This is a genomic window from Bacillus sp. FSL W8-0102 (assembly GCF_038007225.1).
Taxonomy (GTDB): domain Bacteria; phylum Bacillota; class Bacilli; order Bacillales; family DSM-4216; genus Bacillus_O; species Bacillus_O smithii.
Map to the genome: position 1 here is coordinate 1,363,845 of NZ_JBBOWT010000001.1, position 19,470 is coordinate 1,383,314.

22 protein-coding genes are annotated in these 19,470 nt (G+C 42.4%); 18 read left to right on the forward strand and 4 right to left on the reverse strand.

The genetic code is table 11. The features are described 5' to 3' along the window. Positions 1-2 precede the first annotated feature (2 nt). On the reverse strand, positions 3-917 hold the full coding sequence (locus N1I87_RS06600; RefSeq protein ID WP_341101100.1) for an alpha/beta hydrolase: 915 nt from the start codon (positions 915-917) through the stop codon (positions 3-5). A 161-nt stretch (positions 918-1,078) separates the two neighbouring features. On the opposite strand from N1I87_RS06600, the gene N1I87_RS06605 reads away from it, so the two are divergent. Then, positions 1,079-1,318, forward strand: a complete 240-nt coding sequence (locus N1I87_RS06605; protein ID WP_270583131.1) for a YqkE family protein — start codon at positions 1,079-1,081, stop codon at positions 1,316-1,318. A 187-nt stretch (positions 1,319-1,505) separates the two neighbouring features. On the opposite strand, the gene N1I87_RS06610 is transcribed toward N1I87_RS06605, so the two are convergent. Beyond that, entirely contained in the window at positions 1,506-2,417 is a 912-nt protein-coding gene (locus N1I87_RS06610) for an aldo/keto reductase (RefSeq protein ID WP_340395928.1), read from the reverse strand. 64 nt (positions 2,418-2,481) lie between these two features. Next, entirely contained in the window at positions 2,482-2,607 is a 126-nt protein-coding gene (gene mciZ / locus N1I87_RS06615) for a Z-ring formation inhibitor MciZ (RefSeq protein WP_082142307.1), read from the reverse strand. A 239-nt stretch (positions 2,608-2,846) separates the two neighbouring features. Between mciZ and N1I87_RS06620 the strand changes: the two genes are divergently transcribed. From N1I87_RS06620 to N1I87_RS06700, 17 genes are all read left to right on the forward strand, one after another. After that, on the forward strand, positions 2,847-3,398 hold the full coding sequence (locus tag N1I87_RS06620; protein ID WP_003355232.1) for an NUDIX hydrolase: 552 nt from the start codon (positions 2,847-2,849) through the stop codon (positions 3,396-3,398). A 217-nt stretch (positions 3,399-3,615) separates the two neighbouring features. Beyond that, positions 3,616-4,251 (forward strand): stage II sporulation protein M, encoded by a 636-nt coding sequence (spoIIM, locus tag N1I87_RS06625; RefSeq protein ID WP_048623618.1) that lies wholly within the window; start codon positions 3,616-3,618, stop codon positions 4,249-4,251. A gap of 111 nt (positions 4,252-4,362) precedes the next feature. After that, a complete protein-coding gene (gene fur, locus N1I87_RS06630) occupies positions 4,363-4,839 on the forward strand; it encodes a ferric iron uptake transcriptional regulator (protein WP_003355230.1) in 477 nt (158 codons plus the stop codon). A 144-nt stretch (positions 4,840-4,983) separates the two neighbouring features. Continuing rightward, complete coding sequence (locus N1I87_RS06635; RefSeq protein WP_003355229.1) at positions 4,984-5,202, forward strand: YqzK family protein; 219 nt, start codon at positions 4,984-4,986, stop codon at positions 5,200-5,202. 6 nt (positions 5,203-5,208) lie between these two features. Next, on the forward strand, positions 5,209-6,102 hold the full coding sequence (gene xerD / locus N1I87_RS06640) for a site-specific tyrosine recombinase XerD (RefSeq protein WP_003355227.1): 894 nt from the start codon (positions 5,209-5,211) through the stop codon (positions 6,100-6,102). A 233-nt stretch (positions 6,103-6,335) separates the two neighbouring features. Beyond that, positions 6,336-7,541: a phosphopentomutase gene (gene deoB / locus N1I87_RS06645; RefSeq protein WP_341101102.1), complete on the forward strand. Its 1,206-nt coding sequence runs from the start codon at positions 6,336-6,338 to the stop codon at positions 7,539-7,541. Positions 7,542-7,674: 133 nt separating this feature from the next. Next, positions 7,675-8,979, forward strand: coding sequence for a pyrimidine-nucleoside phosphorylase (locus tag N1I87_RS06650; protein ID WP_003355225.1), 1,305 nt, complete (start codon positions 7,675-7,677; stop codon positions 8,977-8,979). Positions 8,980-9,159: 180 nt separating this feature from the next. Continuing rightward, positions 9,160-10,341 carry a D-alanyl-D-alanine carboxypeptidase family protein gene (locus tag N1I87_RS06655; RefSeq protein WP_270583127.1) on the forward strand — a complete coding sequence of 394 codons (1,182 nt, stop codon included), beginning with the start codon at positions 9,160-9,162 and terminating at the stop codon, positions 10,339-10,341. 141 nt (positions 10,342-10,482) lie between these two features. Next, positions 10,483-10,833, forward strand: a complete 351-nt coding sequence (gene spoIIAA / locus N1I87_RS06660) for an anti-sigma F factor antagonist (protein ID WP_003355223.1) — start codon at positions 10,483-10,485, stop codon at positions 10,831-10,833. 1 nt (position 10,834) lies between these two features. After that, complete coding sequence (spoIIAB, locus tag N1I87_RS06665) at positions 10,835-11,275, forward strand: anti-sigma F factor (RefSeq protein WP_048623616.1); 441 nt, start codon at positions 10,835-10,837, stop codon at positions 11,273-11,275. 12 nt (positions 11,276-11,287) lie between these two features. Next, positions 11,288-12,052 carry an RNA polymerase sporulation sigma factor SigF gene (sigF, locus tag N1I87_RS06670; protein WP_341101103.1) on the forward strand — a complete coding sequence of 255 codons (765 nt, stop codon included), beginning with the start codon at positions 11,288-11,290 and terminating at the stop codon, positions 12,050-12,052. Positions 12,053-12,238: 186 nt separating this feature from the next. Next, the gene (locus N1I87_RS06675) at positions 12,239-12,859 is read left to right on the forward strand and encodes a stage V sporulation protein AA (RefSeq protein ID WP_040341908.1); all 621 of its coding nucleotides are present in this window, start codon (positions 12,239-12,241) and stop codon (positions 12,857-12,859) included. Further along, positions 12,852-13,271, forward strand: a complete 420-nt coding sequence (locus N1I87_RS06680; RefSeq protein WP_003355218.1) for a stage V sporulation protein AB — start codon at positions 12,852-12,854, stop codon at positions 13,269-13,271. Before N1I87_RS06675 ends, N1I87_RS06680 begins: the two co-directional genes overlap by 8 nt. 51 nt (positions 13,272-13,322) lie before the next feature. Continuing rightward, positions 13,323-14,810 carry a spore germination protein gene (locus N1I87_RS06685; protein WP_341101104.1) on the forward strand — a complete coding sequence of 496 codons (1,488 nt, stop codon included), beginning with the start codon at positions 13,323-13,325 and terminating at the stop codon, positions 14,808-14,810. A gap of 289 nt (positions 14,811-15,099) precedes the next feature. Beyond that, entirely contained in the window at positions 15,100-16,476 is a 1,377-nt protein-coding gene (locus N1I87_RS06690; RefSeq protein ID WP_341100208.1) for an ISLre2 family transposase, read from the forward strand. Between the two features lie 319 nt (positions 16,477-16,795). Continuing rightward, entirely contained in the window at positions 16,796-18,118 is a 1,323-nt protein-coding gene (gene lysA, locus N1I87_RS06695; protein WP_341101105.1) for a diaminopimelate decarboxylase, read from the forward strand. A 201-nt stretch (positions 18,119-18,319) separates the two neighbouring features. Continuing rightward, positions 18,320-18,688 (forward strand): GNAT family N-acetyltransferase, encoded by a 369-nt coding sequence (locus N1I87_RS06700; protein WP_048623612.1) that lies wholly within the window; start codon positions 18,320-18,322, stop codon positions 18,686-18,688. Between the two features lie 120 nt (positions 18,689-18,808). Here the strand turns inward: N1I87_RS06700 and N1I87_RS06705 are convergent, their stop codons facing one another. Then, the gene (locus tag N1I87_RS06705; protein ID WP_341101106.1) at positions 18,809-19,351 is read right to left on the reverse strand and encodes a DUF309 domain-containing protein; all 543 of its coding nucleotides are present in this window, start codon (positions 19,349-19,351) and stop codon (positions 18,809-18,811) included. Positions 19,352-19,470: the final 119 nt, after the last annotated feature.

Below are 19,470 nucleotides of genomic sequence, written 5' to 3' on the forward strand. Positions count from 1 at the left end.
AGTTAAAGCGAAAGACCGACAGTATCGTGCAAAAACTCCCGAACCACATTTTCATATTCTTCCGGATTTTCGAGATAGGAACGGGCGTGGGCTCCATTTTTAGCCAAATACAATTTTTTAGGCCCTTTTTTCCGTTCATATAATTCTTTTGACATATCCGGAAGAATATAATCGTCTTCTTCGCTATGGATAAATAAAACCGGATGGCGAATAGCACTGACCGCGGCAAGGGGAGAAATCGATTTTAAAGAAAAACCATCCCGCCATAATACCGACCATTCCGCAAGTTGAACAAGCGGCTTAGGGGCAAATCCTAATTCTTGTTTCATTTGGCGGGCGATTTGTTTGCGAAAATCAGAGAAAGGGCAGTCAGCGATATAAAAATCGGCGCGGTCTTCAATCTCGCCTGCGTATAAAAGCGCGGTCGCGGCGCCCATCGATTCGCCGTGGATCCCGAAAAAGACGCCGTCGCCTTCCCGTTTGATCAGCTCGTCTACTACGGCTTTTAAATCATGCTTTTCATAAAATCCATAGCTAGTCGTTTTGCCGCCCGATTCTCCATGGCGGCGGTGGTCGTAAATCACGCCGTTGAAACCAAGTTTTAAAAATAAATTCAAATATTTGATTGAACTGATTTTATTTTCTGTCACACCGTGGCAAAAGATCATAAATTTTTTATGAGGATACGGGCGGATCAAGACTGCTTTTAACGAATAACCAAATGGCGACGAAATCCAAAACTCTTCTTTTGGCAGCCGGTTAAATTCCTCAGGGTGAAACTGTTTTGCATCCATTTCCCGTTTTAAAATGAACGGATCATCCTTTTTCTTTATGTATAAAAGGCGATTGGAAAAATAATATCCAACACCTGCAGCCGCAGCCAAACAAGCAGTTAATCCCGATTTCCATTTCTTCATTTTTCATCCCTCCCTAAGGTTGAACTAAGTATAGCAGATTCCCTGCACTGCCGGAAGTGGTGCTGTCGGGAAATAAAATCGATATAGCAAAGTGAAAATCTTTTGTTTGAAAGCCGAATTCGGTATGATGAAAAGAAAGAACAGAAGAAAGGAAGTTCGTCATGAGAAAGGCAAAGGAAAAGAAAGTCGATCAAGAATCCCAGCTAACATTGAAAGACGCACTCAACGAAGAAATATTAAAGCAGCTAAAGATGACGCAAAAAGAACTTGAAAAGCAGGAAGAAATGAAGAAAAAAGCAGAAGCAGAAAAAAAGCGCGAAGAAAGAAAAAGAAGAGAAAAAAATAAAAGTTTTGAAGAATTGCTGAATGAAAGCCGATTAGATTGGAAGGATTTTAAATAAAATTCCCGCCTGCACACGGCTGGCAGGCCGATCATTCCTCAACGGAAAGGAAGCGGGAATCTGCGAGATTGGCCGTTGCTTCCTTTCTTGCTGAAAAGTACATAACATGAATCAAATCAGGATATTGAAAGGGATTAAAGAGAGGCCGCGCAAAAATCTTCCACGCCTCCCATGAATCCCTTGAGGTTTAGCGGTGCTGTTCGTACAGGTCAGTTTTGGTCATCTTCTTTAAGAAAGAGTATTCTTCTTCAGAAAGCGGCGGACGATTAACAGCCCGAACATTTTCTTTCAGTTGTTCAACAGAGCTGGCTCCGACAACGACAGCAGCCACTGCGGGATGGGATAAGTTGAATTGAAGAGCAACCTCCGTTAGAGTCCGAGTGTTTTGAAAATAGTCTTCGATTGACGATAGGAGGTTTTTCAATTCCGGATAGGAATAATTTAAGTATCCGGAGTCATCTGCTTTTTCGCGCCAGCGTGTGCTCAGCAGTCCTTTGGCAACAGGGCCGCGCGTGACGACGCTGATTTGATGTTCGTGCAGAAGCGGAAGAGCTTTTTCTTCCGGTCTCCGGTCTAAAAGATTGTATTGCATCATGACGCTGACAATGTCCGAGTGTTTGGCGTATGCGCGAATCACATTCGGACGAATGGAGGAAATGCCGTAATACCGGATGATTCCTTCTGCTTTCAGCTCCTCAAAAGCTTCAATGGTCTCTTCTATCGGATCGTCGATTGTTCCTCCGTGCAATTGATAAAGGTCGATATAATCGGTGCCTAAACGGCGAAGGCTGTCTTTCACTGCTTCTTTGATATAAGATTTGCTGGGGTCCCAATGCCAGCCGTCTTTTTTATCATTCCAGCGGTTTCCCACTTTTGTTGCGATGATCACTTGATCTCGCACACTTTTTAACGTTTGTCCGACTATTTTTTCGTTTTCGCCGTAATCATATAAATCGGCCGTGTCAAAATAATTGACTCCTTCATCAAGAGCTGCTTCTATAATCGTTCTTGCTTGTTTTGCATCGGTGCCTAAAGACATGCATCCCAGCCCTAATTTGCTGACCATAAGAGCGGAACGGCCCAGCTGTCTTTTTTCCATGGTATATAACACCACCTTTTTCTTTTATAATATCGAATCGAGAAAAGAGAAGACAATGTTCTTTTTAGAGTCGCTTTTTCAGCAATTCTGTTACCCATATATGATGTTTGGCGTATTGTTTTAGCATAGAGCAAATTTCCCGCGCTTTTCCTGTCAGTATGAGTCTTTCTTCTCCTATGTACACTCTCATTTTCTATCCTCCCGGTACCGCTTATTTCCGCAAAATGTGGAGCAGCAGCCAAATCCTCCACACCGTTTTTGTTTATTTAGAGAAATGTGTTTGTTTCCATAGTGATGTCATTTTGGAAAGTTTCCGATTTTTAGCCGATATCAAGAAAACACCACAGATCGGTAATCGCTTTATGGTACACTTTATGATGGGAAAAGCAGAATAGAACAAAGGGGTCCATGAAAAGAGGAGTGGTGAAAATGTCGCGTTTGGAAGAAAAAACATTGTCAACGGAACCCATTTTTGAAGGAAAGATTATTAAAGTTCAAGTAGACGAAGTGGAACTGCCGGATGGAAAACGATCGAAGCGGGAAATTGTCAAGCATCCCGGAGCCGTAGCCATCCTTCCTATTACAAAAGATGGAAAGATTGTGATGGTGGAACAATACCGAAAGCCGTTGGAACGGACGCTCGTGGAAATTCCGGCGGGAAAACTGGAACCGGGGGAAGACCCGGAACAAACTGCTCACCGGGAATTGGAAGAAGAGACCGGCTATGTATGCGAAAAATTAACCCATATTATTTCATTCTACACGTCACCGGGATTTGCAAATGAAATCGTTCATCTGTATTTGGCAGAAGGATTAAGCAAAAAAGAGAATGCCAAAGCCGCTGATGAAGATGAATTTGTGGAATTGATGGAAATGACTTTGGAGGAAGCAGAACAATATATAAAAGAAAACAAAATAGCAGATGCGAAAACGGTTTATGCGATACAGTATTTGAAATTAAAAAAAGGCAATCGTCTCTGAACCTATCGCAAATCTTCCATAAGAAATAATAAAAAAGCAAACACCATCGAGAAGCTGGCCGAAAGTTAGGTGAGCTTCTTTTTAAACTTTTTCTTAAAGATTAAAGATATGGACGTTGTCGGACGTTTTTTAGCTTCTGATGACTCAGGACGCTTTTTGGGTATAAAACAGAATGGGACAGCATACAGTGTAGTAACTAAATTTAGGAGGAAAACATATGCAGAAAAAGACCACGTCCCATTCTATCGTTCAACATGTACAAGCCAATTCCTCAATTTATTTGTTTATCATGACGCTTTTTCTGATGGGGATCGTATTTGGCGCGGTGATTGTCAACAGCCTTTCGTACGTCCAAAAAGAAGATTTGTTTTATTATTTGCAGCGGTTTTTTGGACAAGTTTCCAAAGGAAATATCGCTGCGAGCGAAGACCTTTTTCAGCAAAGTTTTTGGCATAATTTAAAATATTTAGGGCTTATATGGGTGCTTGGCATTTCCATTATCGGCTTGCCGTTGATTTTTATATTCTTGTTTATGAAAGGAATTGTCGTCGGCTTTTCCGTCGGTTTCTTAGTGAATCAGATGGGCTGGAAGGGATTCTTAGTTAGTATTGCGGCGGTGCTTCCTCAAAATTTGTTTATCATACCCGCTTTTATTTTAATAGCGGCATCAGCTGTCGCGTTTTCTTTGCAATTGATCAAAAAAATCTTCGTCCATCAGTCAGGGCATTTTCCTATTTTGCCGATGTTTTCGCGATATGTGATCTATTTTATCATTGCGGTTGGGATCGTGACCATCGCGGCAAGTGTCGAAGCTTACTTATCGCCTAGCTTAATGAAAATGGTATTAAAATAATGATTATTAAAAAAGAATATCTTTTGCTATCAAATGAAAATGATTTTATTTTGCTTATTCCTCCCTTTTTGTTATAATAAGAAGGACATCGGCTAGGGAGGGAAAACATAAATGGAAAGCCGAATTGAACGAATCAAAAAACAATTACATTCCGCAAGTTATAAACTAACACCTCAGCGGGAAGCGACGGTTCGGGTGCTATTGGAAAATGAAGCCGACCATTTAAGCGCTGAAGATGTTTACCTCCTAGTGAAAGAGAAATCACCAGAAATAGGGCTTGCGACTGTTTACCGAACGCTGGAACTTTTAACGGAATTAAAAGTGGTAGACAAAATCAATTTTGGCGATGGCGTCTCCCGATACGATCTTCGGCAAGAAGGGGCAGCCCATTTCCATCATCACCTTGTCTGTATTGAATGTGGAGCAGTGGATGAAATCCAAGAAGATTTACTGGAAGAAGTAGAAGCGATCGTTGAAAAACGCTGGAAATTTAAGATTAAAGACCATAGGCTTACTTTTCACGGCATTTGCCATCGTTGCCAAGAAAAAGCGGAAAAAGAAAATCGTGAAAAACAGCATGCCAACTAAAAACCTTCGTTATTTGGAAGGTTTTTTTATTTTCTCCTTAAAATTTCAAGAATGATGTATAAACCTCTGTAAAATCGTCATAGCCTGTAATAAAAACGATTTGTTTTTTGGGGCAAGACAAGCTATGGTCCGGGAGGCATGTGAATGTTTCGAACGATTTGGCAGACAATTAAAGTGTTTCTACTTTTTACAGGATGCACGATTTTCTTTTACTATGGTATTATATGGATAAGTCAAGAGTATCAAACGAATCATCGATACGAAAAGCCAAAAGGTTCCGCGGTCAAAGTTTTTCAATCCGTGGAAGACAATCATGTTCATTGGCAAGATCGATTGCTACTTTTTTATCATGATGGGGAGTAATGGGCTGTGAATGACTATTTACAAGATTTTCTTCACTTTTTAATTGTGGAAAAAGGATTGGCCAAAAACACAATCGTTTCTTATGAACGGGATTTGAAAAGCTATTTGCATTACTTGCAAACGGTGGAGCAAATCACCGATGTGAATCAGATCACTAGAATTCATATCATTCAATTTCTTAACCACTTGAGAAAAGAAGGGAAATCCGCCAAAACATTGGCAAGGCATGTTGCTTCTCTTCGCTCCTTTCATCAATTTTTATTAAGAGAAAAAATGGCGGATCAAGATCCTTCTGTTCATATAGAATCCCCTCATCTTGAACGTTCCCTGCCGAAAGTGCTGACATTGTCAGAAGTGGAGGCGCTTCTAGAGGCTCCGGATAGATCTAAGCCCTCGGGATTGAGAGACGCGGCCATGCTGGAGCTGCTTTATGCTACCGGGATACGCGTGAGCGAGCTGGTAAATTTGAATTTAGACGACCTTCATCTCACAATGGGATTTTTGCGCTGCATTGGAAAGGGAAATAAAGAAAGAATTATTCCGGTCGGAAAAACGGCTCTTCATGTACTGGATCAATATTTGCAATACGGCCGTCCGAATATGCAATCAAAAAAATATCGGACAGATGCCTTATTTTTGAATCATCATGGAAACAGGCTGACAAGGCAAGGGTTTTGGAAAATTTTAAAAGGTCTGGCCAAAAAAGCGAATATTGAAAAAGAATTAACCCCCCATACGCTAAGGCACTCTTTTGCCACTCATTTGCTGGAAAACGGAGCCGATTTAAGAGCTGTACAGGAAATGCTGGGGCATGCGGATATTTCCACTACTCAAATCTATACCCATGTCACCAAAACGCGTTTGCGGGAAGTGTATTCCAAATTCCATCCGAGAGCGTAAATAACCGGTCAACCTCCATTACAAGTTGTTTTTGAAAACGGGCATAGGTTAAAATGTAAGTAGACTTGGTGGCAATGAAGAGAAACCGAGGAAGCCGGTCTTTATGAAAATGAGGAAGAAACTGCTGGATAAAGAAATGAAATCGTTTTAAAAAGGGGGCTCTTGATCCGAAATCGATTGATTAAAGCGGGTGGAAACCTGATCGACCGGTTTGCGATCAAGTCATGACATCGATGGATAAGGAGGTTGTACAGGTGGAAAAAGGTACATATAAACGTGTTCATTTAATCGTGATGGATTCTGTAGGAATAGGGGAAGCTCCCGATGCTGAAAAATTTAACGATAAAGGCGCAGATACGCTTGGACACATCGCAGAGCGTATGAATGGCTTGAACATGCCGAATATGGCGAAGTTGGGCTTAAGTAATATAAGACCGTTAAAAGGAATTCCAATAGCAGAAAAACCGCTGGCTTATTATACAAAGATGCAAGAAGCATCAAAAGGAAAAGATACGATGACAGGGCATTGGGAAATCATGGGGCTCCGAGTTGACAAGCCTTTTAAGGTATTTCCGAATGGATTTCCCGAGGAATTAATTCGCCAATTGGAAGAAAAAACAGGTCGGAAAGTGATTGGAAACAAACCGGCTAGCGGTACGGCCATTATAGAAGAACTGGGAAAAGAACATATGGAAACCGGGGCTTTGATTGTTTATACGTCTGCAGATCCGGTTTTACAAATTGCCGCCCATGAAGAGATTGTACCGTTGGATGAGTTATATAAAATTTGCGAAATTGCCCGAGAGATGACGTTAGATGAAAAATATAAAGTGGGACGGGTGATTGCACGCCCATTCATCGGTGAACCGGGCCATTTTACTAGAACGTCCAATCGCCATGACTATGCGTTAAAGCCATTTGGCCGTACTGTTATGAATGAATTGAAAGACAGCGGCTTCGATGTCATCGCGATTGGGAAAATTTCTGATATTTATAATGGCGAAGGGGTGACCGAAGCCATTCGGACCAAATCCAATATGGATGGAATGGATAAATTCATTTCGGTCTTTGATCAAGATTTTACCGGTTTGAGTTTTATCAACTTGGTAGACTTTGATGCTTTATACGGTCATCGCAGGGATCCGATCGGATACGGGAAAGCACTTGAAGAATTTGATGCCAGATTGCCTGAAGTATTCGACAAAATGACGGATGAAGACTTGTTGATTATCACAGCGGACCACGGCAATGATCCAATTCACCACGGAACGGATCATACACGCGAATTTGTGCCGTTGCTCGTTTACTCCAAACGTTTTCATGGAGGAAACGAGCTGCCGATCAGAAAAACGTTCGCAGACGTCGGGGCAACTGTGGCGGATAATTTCCAAGTCCGTATGCCGGAGCATGGGGAAAGCTTTTTACCCTATTTAAAATGAATGAACAGGATCAAATGGTTCTGCCCTCATGAAAGGGTATTGTACGGCAATTTCATCAGGAAAAGCATGAAAAAGCGATGGATGGAACGAAGTATAAAATAACATTGAAATCGTTCAAAAGCGGTGAGAACAGATGAGAATGGTAGATATTATTGAAAAAAAGAGAAACGGAAATGAGCTTTCTACAGAAGAAATTCAATTTTTTATTAACGGCTACACAAAAGGAGAAATTCCGGATTATCAAGTAAGCTCGTTGTTAATGGCCATATTTTTTCAGGGAATGACAGAAAGAGAGCGTGCAGATTTGACGATGGCGATGGTGCGTTCCGGTGATCAAATCGATTTATCGGCGATTCACGGAATCAAGGTCGATAAACACTCTACTGGAGGAGTGGGCGATACGACGACGCTTGTACTTGGACCGCTTGTGGCTTCGGTTGGCGTACCGGTTGCTAAAATGAGCGGGCGCGGTTTGGGCCACACCGGCGGCACCATTGATAAACTAGAGTCTGTACCAGGTTTTCACGTAGAAATTGACAATCAAGAATTTATAGAACTCGTAAACCGAAATAAATTGGCTGTTATTGGGCAAAGCGGGAACTTAACGCCTGCAGATAAAAAATTATATGCTCTCCGAGATGTAACGGCTACGGTAGACAGTATCCCGCTGATAGCCAGTTCCATTATGAGCAAAAAAATCGCCGCAGGTGCCGATGCCATTGTACTGGATGTCAAAACCGGGGCGGGTGCCTTTATGAAAACAAGGGAAGAGGCGCGTCAGCTTGCGGAAGCGATGGTTCGCATCGGCAATCAAGTTGGACGTAAGACGATGGCCATCATTTCGGATATGAGTCAGCCCCTTGGCTATGCGATCGGCAACGCATTGGAAGTAAAAGAGGCGATGGATACATTAAAAGGGGAAGGACCGAAAGATTTAACCGAACTTTGTTTAACTTTAGGCAGTTACATGGTCTTGCTGGCAGAACAAGCAAATACGCTGGAAGAAGCGCGTGAGAAACTGCTTACGTCCATTCAAAATGGATCAGCATTGCAAACGTTCAGAACTTTCTTGGCTGCCCAAGGAGGCGATGCTTCTGTAGTGGATCAACCGAATAAACTGCCGCAGGCAAAGTACCAAATCGACTTGCCTGCTAAGGAAGACGGTTATATAGCAGAGATGGAAGCGGACAGCATTGGAACGGCAGCAATGTGGCTGGGGGCAGGAAGAGCCACAAAAGAATCGACAATCGATCTGGCAGTGGGTCTTGTACTGAAGAAAAAAATCGGCGACGAAGTCAAAAAAGGCGAATCGATCGTCACCATATACAGCAATCGCGAAGATGTTGAAGATGTAAAAGAAAAGTTATATGAAAGCATCAAGATTTCCAAAGAAAAAGTGACGGCACCGACGTTAATATACGAAGTCATTTCAAAATAAAAACGGCTAGCATCGCTTTTATGAGGCTGGCTTCTCCCAATTCCTCAATAGACAGATCTGTCTGGGATGCGGAGAGGTCGGTCTTTTCTTTTTATTTATTTCAGGAAAACTTTGCATAAATTTTATGAAACTGGAAAAGATGGGTTTAGATAGCTTACAAAACAAATGGAGGGTAGAAAAATGAAACGATTCTTGATCGTCTTCGCGGCTTTGTTCCTATGGATATCATCTATGTCATCACTTGCTTTTGCAGAAGAAAAGCAAAAGGATGGATCAAAATCGGAACTTGCTGATGAAGCAAAATCCGCTGTTTTAATTGAAAGAGATACAGGAGCGGTTCTTTATGACAAAAACAGCCATGAACGGCTTCCTCCGGCATCTATGACCAAAATTATGACGATGATTCTCATTATGGAAGCTATACAAGAAGGGCGCCTTCATTGGAATGATAAAGTAAGAGCAAGCGAAAAAGCGGCTTCCATGGGGGGGTCACAAGTCTTCTTGGAGCCTGGTGAAGAGATGACGGTGAAAGAAATGCTAAAGGCCATCGCGGTGGGATCTGCAAATGATGCCTCTATTGCAATGGCAGAGCATATTGCGGGGAGCGAAGAAGAATTTGTGAAAATGATGAACAAAAAAGCCAAGGAGTTGGGATTGAAAGATACCAAGTTTCAAAATCCGACTGGGCTTCCGGCAAAAGGCCATTACAGTTCTGCTTACGATATGGCTTTGATGGCAAAAGAGCTGTTAAAGTACCCACAAATTACAAAATATACGGGGCTTTATGAATCCTATCTCCGTGAAAACACCGATAAAAAATTTTGGCTCGTCAATACGAATAAGCTAGTCAAACATTATCCAGGAGTAGATGGTTTGAAAACCGGTTTTACGAACGATGCGAAATATTGTTTAACTGCTACAGCGAAAAAAAATAATATGCGCGTCATCGCAGTCGTATTTGGAGCACCTACTCCAAAGTCAAGAAATACACAAATTTCCAAAATGCTGGATTATGCTTTTGCGCGCTATGAAACTTCCCCGATTTACGGACAGGGAGAAACGTTGGGGCAAGTCAAAATTTCCAAAGGTAAAAAATCCAAAATTGATGCCAAAACGGCTGAAAGCGTCTCGGTTCTTATTAAAAAAGGCGAGGCGTTGAATAAGCTGCAGAGGGATATACACCTGAAAAAAGATATAAAGGCACCTGTTCATAAAGGCGACAAAATTGGTGAACTCGTTTTGAAAAAAGATGGAAAAATTCTGTCCAAAACGCCGTTGATCAGCGAAGAGAATGTAGCAAAAGCCGGCTGGTGGCAATATTACAAGAAAGCGTTTAACTTATTCACAAAGGCAAAGGAATAGAACCTTTGATTTAGAAGATGGAGGTTTTTGTATAAAATCCACTGGTTCTGGCGAATAGATACTATTTTTGTCATGGAGAAGGATTCCATGATTCATAAGTCGAATTGACTCACTAGCAAAGGATTAAAGGAGGAAAACGCTGTGAGTCTTGCGATTGATATGGAAGTGAAAACGGATGTGCTCTGCATTCGATTAAGCGGCGAATTGGACCACCACACGGCTGAATCATTGAGAAAACAGGCGTCAGAAACCATCGAAGCATACGATATTCGTCATATTGTTTTGAATTTGGAGCATTTGTCCTTTATGGACAGCTCCGGACTCGGTGTCATATTAGGCAGATATAAGCAAATTCAGCAAAAACATGGTGAGATGGTCGTTTGCGCCATATCTCCATCTGTCAAGCGGCTGTTTGAAATGTCGGGACTGTTCAAAATCATTCGATTGGAACAATCAGAGACAGGCGCTTTGGTAAGATTGGGGGTAGCGTAGAATGCGAAATGAAATGAGTTTGCAATTTAGTGCTATTAGCGAAAATGAATCATTTGCTCGAGTGACGGTGGCTGCTTTTATTGCACAGCTGGATCCGACGATGGATGAATTGACGGAAATCAAAACGGTCGTGTCAGAAGCTGTGACGAATGCCATCATTCATGGATATGAAAACAATCCTGCAGGAATCATCTATATTTCTGTCGCCATTGAAGATGGCGTCGTCGACATGGTCATACGGGACGAAGGGATTGGGATAGCCAATATCGAAGAAGCTCGCCAACCTTTGTTTACAACAAAGCCTGAATTGGAACGCTCAGGCATGGGCTTTACGATTATGGAAAATTTTATGGATGAAGTCGAAGTGATCTCACAACCTGGAAAAGGCACCACGATTCGATTGACCAAACACATCGCCAACAGTAAAGCATTGTGTAACTAAGGAGTCGTGCCTATGGACGTGGAATTGAAAAAGGATAAAGGTAAACCATCCATCTTAAAAGATCATGAAGTGAAAGATTTGATCCAAAAGAGCCAGCAAGGCAATCAAGAGGCAAGAGAGCTCCTTGTCCAAAAAAATATGCGGCTAGTCTGGTCTGTTGTACAGCGTTTTTTAAACAGGGGATATGAACCGGATGATTTGTTTCAAATTGGCTGTATCGGATTATTAAAATCTGTAGATAAATTTGATTTGACATACGATGTGAAGTTTTCGACTTATGCGGTCCCCATGATCATCGGGGAAATACAAAGGTTTATAAGAGATGACGGTACAGTAAAAGTGAGCCGTTCCTTGAAAGAAATGGGAAACAGAGTACGCAAAGCAAAGGATGAATTAACGAAACGTTTAGGGCGGGCTCCTACAATCAACGAATTGGCAGCGCATTTAGAGCTTTCGCCGGAAGAAATCATTATGGCGCAAGAAGCTAGCAAAATGCCTACCTCTATTCATGAAACAGTGTATGAAAATGACGGTGATCCTATTACCTTGCTGGATCAAATCGCCGATCAAAATGATGAGCAATGGTTTGATAAAATGGCGCTAAAAGAGGCGATCCGTGAATTGGATGAACGGGAAAGGCTGATTGTCTATTTGCGCTATTATAAAGATCAGACGCAATCTGAAGTGGCTGAAAGGCTGGGAATATCTCAAGTGCAAGTGTCAAGGCTTGAGAAAAAGATTTTAATTCAAATGAGAACGCACATGAATCAATCATAACGATTCATGTGCTTTTTTTTGTTCAAAATGGTTGATTTCCTATCTTGCATCAAATTCCATGGGCTTTTGCCAATGGATGGATACCATATGTTTAGGATGACTGACAGTTATTGGATTGAAAAAAATAACCAAAACGGCCCATACTATGAACAGAAACAAACTGATCGCTCAGGAAGTGGTAAAACTATGGAAAAAACAATCTACATTCGGATGAGAAACAAGCTACAATGTCCCGAGTTGCAAAAACTATTATTAAAAGATCTTGCTCAAATTATTGCTCCAGAACCGTATTTGAACACTTTGCAAAACTTGCCCATTTATCAGATTAGAAAAGAGGATAAAAATTTTATTATTATCGATGTCATCAAGGTAATTGATCAAGTTTTGAAAGTATTTCCACAGGCAGATGTTCAGACCATCGGGCCGGCTCAGACGATTGTAGAAGTGATTTATAAGAAAAAGAAAGCTTCCCCGCTCTTGTTTATCAGCGTCTGGCTGCTGTTATTTATCGGAGCGGCTTTTACCATTATGAACTTTCATGAAGATGTGAGCATGGGAAAAGTTCATAGGGAGCTGTATCGAATTATCACGGGAAAAGAGGATCAAAATCCGCTGATTTTCCAAATTCCGTACTCGCTTGGTTTAGGTGTGGGAATGATTTTATTCTTCAATCATGTCTTTCAAAAACGGATTAACGAAGAACCGAGCCCTTTGGAAGTCGAAATGTTCAATTACCAGCAAGATTTAGACCAATACATGATTGTACATGAAAACAAAGAAAGCATGAAGGAACTGAAAGATGATTAAAGAGGCGATAGCAGCCTTTGTCGGGCTTGCTGGTGGCTTATCTGTCGGAGGAGGATTCGTCGCTTTTCTAAGTGTGCTGGGAATTGTGCCGCGTCTTACTCAGCTGACGAAAACCGTCAACAAGATTAGCTATTATGAATGGGCGATCGTGCTTGGAGCATTGTTCGGATGTTTGATCAGTTTATGGAAAGTGACATATTCTTTTTTTCCGGCGTTTTTGATTCCAATTGGGCTTATGTACGGGATTTTTATTGGAATGCTTGCGGCTGCGCTGACAGAAGTCACGAACGTGTTGCCGATTTTAGCGAAAAGAATAGGCGTTGATGATCAAATCGTATGGCTATTAATGGCGATCGTGATAGGAAAAGTGGCCGGATCGCTGTTTCATTGGATGTATTTTGCCCGGCTATAGCGATAAAAAATATGTTTGTTTTGTTGATACATTGGAAGGGAGTGTTTAACAATGGGAAAGCAAGATCTCAATACGAAAACCACCATTCCTAAAGACCTTTCTCATCTTGAAGAAATGATGAAAGAAAGGGTGGGATTGGGCACTAGTTTTGATCTCGGTGTTCGGAAGCTAAAAATCATCAGAAAAAACGTTCATCTATATTATGTGAACGGTCTATGCGATACTTCCTTTATAACAGGTATTTTGATGTTTTTGACTCGTCTCAACGATACAGAAAGAAATACCATTCGAGTAAAAGAAATCGTGGAAAACCGAATTGTCAATCAATCGGTTCAGAAAGTGAAAACGATTGATGAAATGGTGGATCAAGTACTATCCGGGCTTGTAGCCATTTTAGTGGAAGGGGAAGAAGAGGCCTTTATTGTCGATGTTCGGCATTATCCCGGCAGACAGCCGGAAGAGCCGGACACCGAAAAAGTTGTGCGAGGCTCCCGTGATGGCTATGTGGAAAATATCATTATGAATACGGCATTAACAAGAAGGAGAATCCGTGATGAACGATTGCGGTTCGAGTTATTGAAAATAGGGGAGCGTTCCAAAACGGATGTAGCCATTGGATATATTAAAGATGTGGCTAATCCCGACTTAGTCAACGTGATCAGGCAAGAGCTTGAAAACATTAATATCGACGGCTTGCCCATGGCCGATAAAATAGTAGAAGAATTTTTGCTGAAGCAAGGCTATACCCCATATCCACTCGTTCGTTATACAGAAAGAGCCGATATCGCTTCCGCCCATTTATTGGAAGGGCATGTGATGATTATTGTGGATACATCGCCAAGCGTTATTTTAACTCCTGCAACGTTTTTCCATCATGTCCAGCATGCCGAGGAATACCGGGAGGCAGCAGCCGTAGGGACATTTGTACGATGGACGCGCTTTATCGGCATTTTTATTTCCATCTTTCTGTTGCCTCTTTGGTATTTATGTGTGAAAGATCCATCCTTGCTTCCGGATCAAATCGATTATATAGGCCCCCACAAAAAGTCGCATATTCCTGTAGTGGTTCAGATCTTTTTAGCAGACATGGGAATCGAATTATTCAGAATAGCGGCCATTCATACACCGACGCCGTTATCAACGGCTATGGGGCTGATTGCAGCCGTGATGATCGGTGAAATTGCAGTGGAAGTTGGACTATTTGTTCCGGAAGTCATTTTATATGTATCCGTCGCAGCCATCGGGACCTTTACGACTCCCAGCTATGAATTAAGCATTGCCAATACGTTGGCAAGAATGTTTCTTCTCATTATGGTAGTCCTTTTTAAAGTTCCGGGATTTGTCATCGGTAGCACCGTTTTTCTCATCTATCTGGCCAGTATTCGTTCATTAAATACACCTTATTTATGGCCGTTTATCCCTTTTAATCCAAAAGCGTTGTTAAATGTGTTGGTAAGACGTCCGGTTCCGGGAGAAAAAATTCGTCCGAGCATTGTTCACCCGCAAGATCGATACAAACAGCCGACCAAATCATCATGATCGAAATCAGTTAAAACTTCCCTGCCATATTGATTTACTCTGTTTTGAATAGGATGAAAACAAGTAATAAATAGGCCGGAGGAACAAAGTGGTAATGTGTGAGTAAAATGTTTGTGGGAGAAATTCTTAGAATTCCCCGATGAGGGGGTTGGGAACGTAGGTTCGCAATCCCCCTCATCGGGGCCACCAAGCGAAGCGCGGTAGGATCCCAAGCAGGAAACATGAAAAAAGGACTCTCTCCCTGGTAAGATGATCATTGCCAAACCATCAAACAGGAGGAGAGAGTCCCATGAATATTCAACAACATCTTACCACAAATTCGTTGTCATGGAAAGAGATCGAACTTGATTTGTTTCGAGCCTTGCAAAACGCCTTCGCCGAACTGTTTACGGCTTTGTTGGAGGACATCGACCGACAATTGGCGGAAACCCGGGACAAGCGCCGGTACCACTTGAAAGACAAACGACGCATCACGATTCAAACCCTGTTTGGCGAAGTTACCTTTGAGCGGAACTACTATTTAGACCGGGAACAAAACCGTTACACGTTTTTGCTTGATTCCTTTTTAGCGTTTGATGGATCGCAGTCAATCAGCCCTTGTCTAGAAGAAACAGCGGTGGGATTGGCGGTGGAGTGCTCTTCTTATCGCAAAGCGGCTCGTACGCTTGCCCAGATGGTCGGGTATCCGGTGATGAGCCATGAGGCGATCCGCCAGTTGGTGCTCGAAGCTGAAGCTCCGCTGCACTGCCCGGTCAACCAGCGATATGGACGGGTGCTGTTTGTGGAGGCCGATGGACTGTTTGTTTCTCGCCAAGGGAAGGGAAAACGGGCCAAGGAAGACAAGATCCTAACCGTTCACGAAGGGTGGAAGCGCAACGGCTCACGGATCGAATTTGTCAATCAGCGCCATTACGTCCATGAGGGCAAGGGGGAGGTGTGGGAAGGCTTCGAGGAATTTTTGATAAATGAATATGCCTATGATCCGTGTCGGGATCTTCTTGTCATCAACGGGGACGGCGCTCCATGGATTACCGCGTGCCGGGAGTATTTCAAGGGACGGGTCTGCTTCCAATTGGATCGATTCCACGTGGCGCGTGAGTTGCGCCAATGCCTCTCGGGCCATCCACGGTGGCAGGCGATTCGGCAAAAGCTGGCGAAGCAGGATGAAGAGAAGCTGCTTGTGGAACTGAACAGCGCCCTCGGCACGCTGGGGGACGAAGCGAAAGAACAACAGCTGGCTGCCTTGATCCACCGGATCGAATCGATGCCGGGATGCATCCGTGATTACCGGGAATGGCTGAAGGAGCAAGGAGTGGACACAACGGGCATGTATCCGATGGGGAGGGCTGAAAGCGTGATGAGCCAGTTGGCGTATCGGGTGAAATACCGCCGCAGTTGGACAGACAAGGGACTTAGGGCGTTTTTCAAGGCAATGATTGCCCGGATGGATGGGATTCGTCTTTTCGGACGTCGTTTAGGAGAAGAATCGTCGCATCCGGCGGAGGAAACGGTGTCGACGGCATCCACCAAACAGACGATCGTGAACAAGGCGAAACAACGCGTCCGCCGTCTTTGGCCGGAGATCACGCGGAATAACGTGCCATATTTACAGCAATCGTCCGGGACACCGATCTATCATGCCCTGTCTGAACTCAAGGGATGGTAAAAAAAGGTATACATATCGGTCTGTCATGGCAAGGGATGAGAGTCCGAAAGCGCTTACGGATGATATTTAAAAAAATGGTTCGCTAACCTATGACTTACACCTGTTTTTTAGCGAACCAAAAAAGTTCCCACAAAATCTTGACTGACTCAGTGGTAATCTTGAAGTTGAGCTGATTTCAAATATATGTTATATTACATTTATCTTTTTTATGAAACGAGATCAATCGACAGTGTTCGGCTGTCGATTGTTTTCATCAATAGATTTATCAGAATCTTGCGGTGATTATATCAGAAATCGGATGACGGAATGAGGGATAAAAATGGTAGAACATGCTTCAGCTGCCATTAATGAGAAAGGGCATTTAGTATTTGGCGGCGCAGATGTGGTAGAATTGGCGAAAACATACGGTACACCGCTGTATGTATATGATGTTGCCATGATCCGAAACAGGGCGCGCGGATTTAAAAATACATTTGAACGGTTGGGGGTTAAGGCTCAGGTTGCCTACGCCAGCAAGGCATTTTCTTCCATCGCCATGCTTCAGCTGGCAGATCAGGAAGGACTATCGCTTGACGTTGTTTCTGCCGGTGAGCTGTACACGGCTATTAAAGCGGATTTTCCACGTGAAAAAATTCATTTTCATGGCAATAACAAAAGCGAAGAAGAGTTGGAAATGGCGCTTGATTACGAGATCGGGTGCATTGTCGTTGATAATTTTTATGAACTTGAACTCTTGCAGCAATTATGCAAAAAGAAAGACAAACAAGTAAATGTTTTGCTGCGCGTGACGCCTGGAGTGGAAGCTCATACTCATGACTATATTTTAACAGGGCAGGAAGATTCCAAATTTGGGTTTGATTTAAACAGCGGACAAAGCGAGGATGCGCTGAAAATGGCCCTTTGCTCACCTTATTTAAATGTTCTTGGTCTTCATTGCCACATCGGTTCTCAAATTTTCGAAACGACTGGGTTTAAGCTGGCGGCCAAAAAATTGTTGACCAAGATGGCGGAATGGAAAGAAAAGTATCAGTTTCAGCCTGAAGTTCTTAATTTAGGCGGTGGGTTCGGCATAAGATATACGAGCGAGGATGATCCGCTTGAACCGTCCCGCTATGTGGAAGAAATTATCCATGAAGTGAAACAGCAAACGGAGCTCCTTCATTTAACAATGCCGGAAATTTGGATTGAGCCGGGGCGTTCTCTTGTGGGAGATGCCGGAATGACATTGTATACAATCGGTTCAATGAAGGAAATTCCTGAAGTGAGGAAATATATGGCCATTGATGGGGGAATGTCGGATAATATTCGACCGGCTCTTTACGATGCCAAATATGAGGCCGTCATTGCCAATCGGATGAATGATCCTGTAGAAGAAACGGTATCCGTTGCGGGAAAATGCTGCGAGTCTGGCGATATGCTGATATGGGACTTGCCTGTTCCAAAACCGAACCATAAAGACATTTTAGCCGTTTTTTGTACGGGAGCATATGGTTATTCCATGGCCAACAATTATAATCGAATTCCACGGCCGGCTGTGATATTTGTCGAAAACGGAGAAGCGCGTCTTGTGATCAAAAGGGAAAGCTATGAAGATTTGGTGAAATTAGACTTACCGCTAACTGTTTCCGTTGAAAACGCGTAATGAAAGGATAGAAGAGGTGGAGAACGGGAAGAAGCATCTTACGCCTATTTTGGCTAGACGACGGATTCGTTCAGGCATATATTTCCATTTTGCAACCATAAGTTGATTCCTTCGATAAATTTTAGTAATATAGTTACAGCTATGTCATTGGATGAATGGAAAGAGTGTAGCGGAAATACACGAACTTAAGAGGGATTAAGAATGCTTATTCGTTATAAAAAGTCTTTTGAAAAAATTGCAATGGGCTTGTTATCGTTCATGCCTAATGAAAAGGACGTTAAAAAGCTACAGCAAACCATGAAAACATACGAAACTGATGATCAATGGCAGCTGTATTTATGGAAAAAAGAAGATAAAGAAGATATTGTCGGAGTCGTTGGAATTCAACTAAAAGAAGGAAATATTGCTGAAATTCAACATATTTGTGTCAATCCTTCCTATCGTCAAGAAGGAATCGGAAAAGCGATGCTGAAAGCTCTCAAAGAACTTCACAGTGATAAGCAGCTGAAACCAAACGAGTATACAGCTGCGTTCTTCGATAATTGCGAGTTAAATGAAGATGATGCTTAATCAAATGTGGTAAAAGAGTGTTCCAAAGATTGGGCACTCTTTTTTTACGCCTGCCGCCCGAAATCGTTATGGCGGATTTTTAAGAAGTTTAAAAAGATTAAAAAAGATCTTGAACGAAGTTCAGCATTTTTTCCATGCGGCGGCACCGGAATTATGCCGCTTTTCCAGTGACTTCAGACGGTTCTCAATGATACTGGAACGATCGCGCAGCGAATGTCGGTTGACAATGTACTTTCTATTGCGGATGTCACTCCAGTTGAAAATAGAAAATTGTCGGGCTAATTGCATATACTGATTTTTCACGTTGGGATTGTTCAATGGGAGAGCAAACGGCCGAAACTCTTTCTGATTCAGAATGTCATGATAACGGGATAAAAGTAAATGTGAAAGACGGTCCGGATCGATTCCGAGCTGAAAGAGTTCTTTTCGATTTTTTTTCAGCTGTGTTTGGACCTTTGACAGCAATTTACCGGCCCCCTTGAAATTTCCACGGCGATGGTGATAGCAGGAAACGGCAATTTGAATCAGCAAGACCCAAACGGAGTCGCGTTTTTGTTGTGTTTCATTTTTCCAATATTCTTCTAATATTTCATGACATTCAAAGTAATCATGATCCAGATGAAAATGGGCTAAATACAATAAGTAAGAAACGGGATAGGTCAATTCGGGTACACCTCAGATTGATTTTTCGCAATTCAAATATAGCTTAACATGAATGATGGAAAAAGTATAATGAAAATAAAACTTGGAGAACAAGCAGGGGATCCACTATACTATTAATG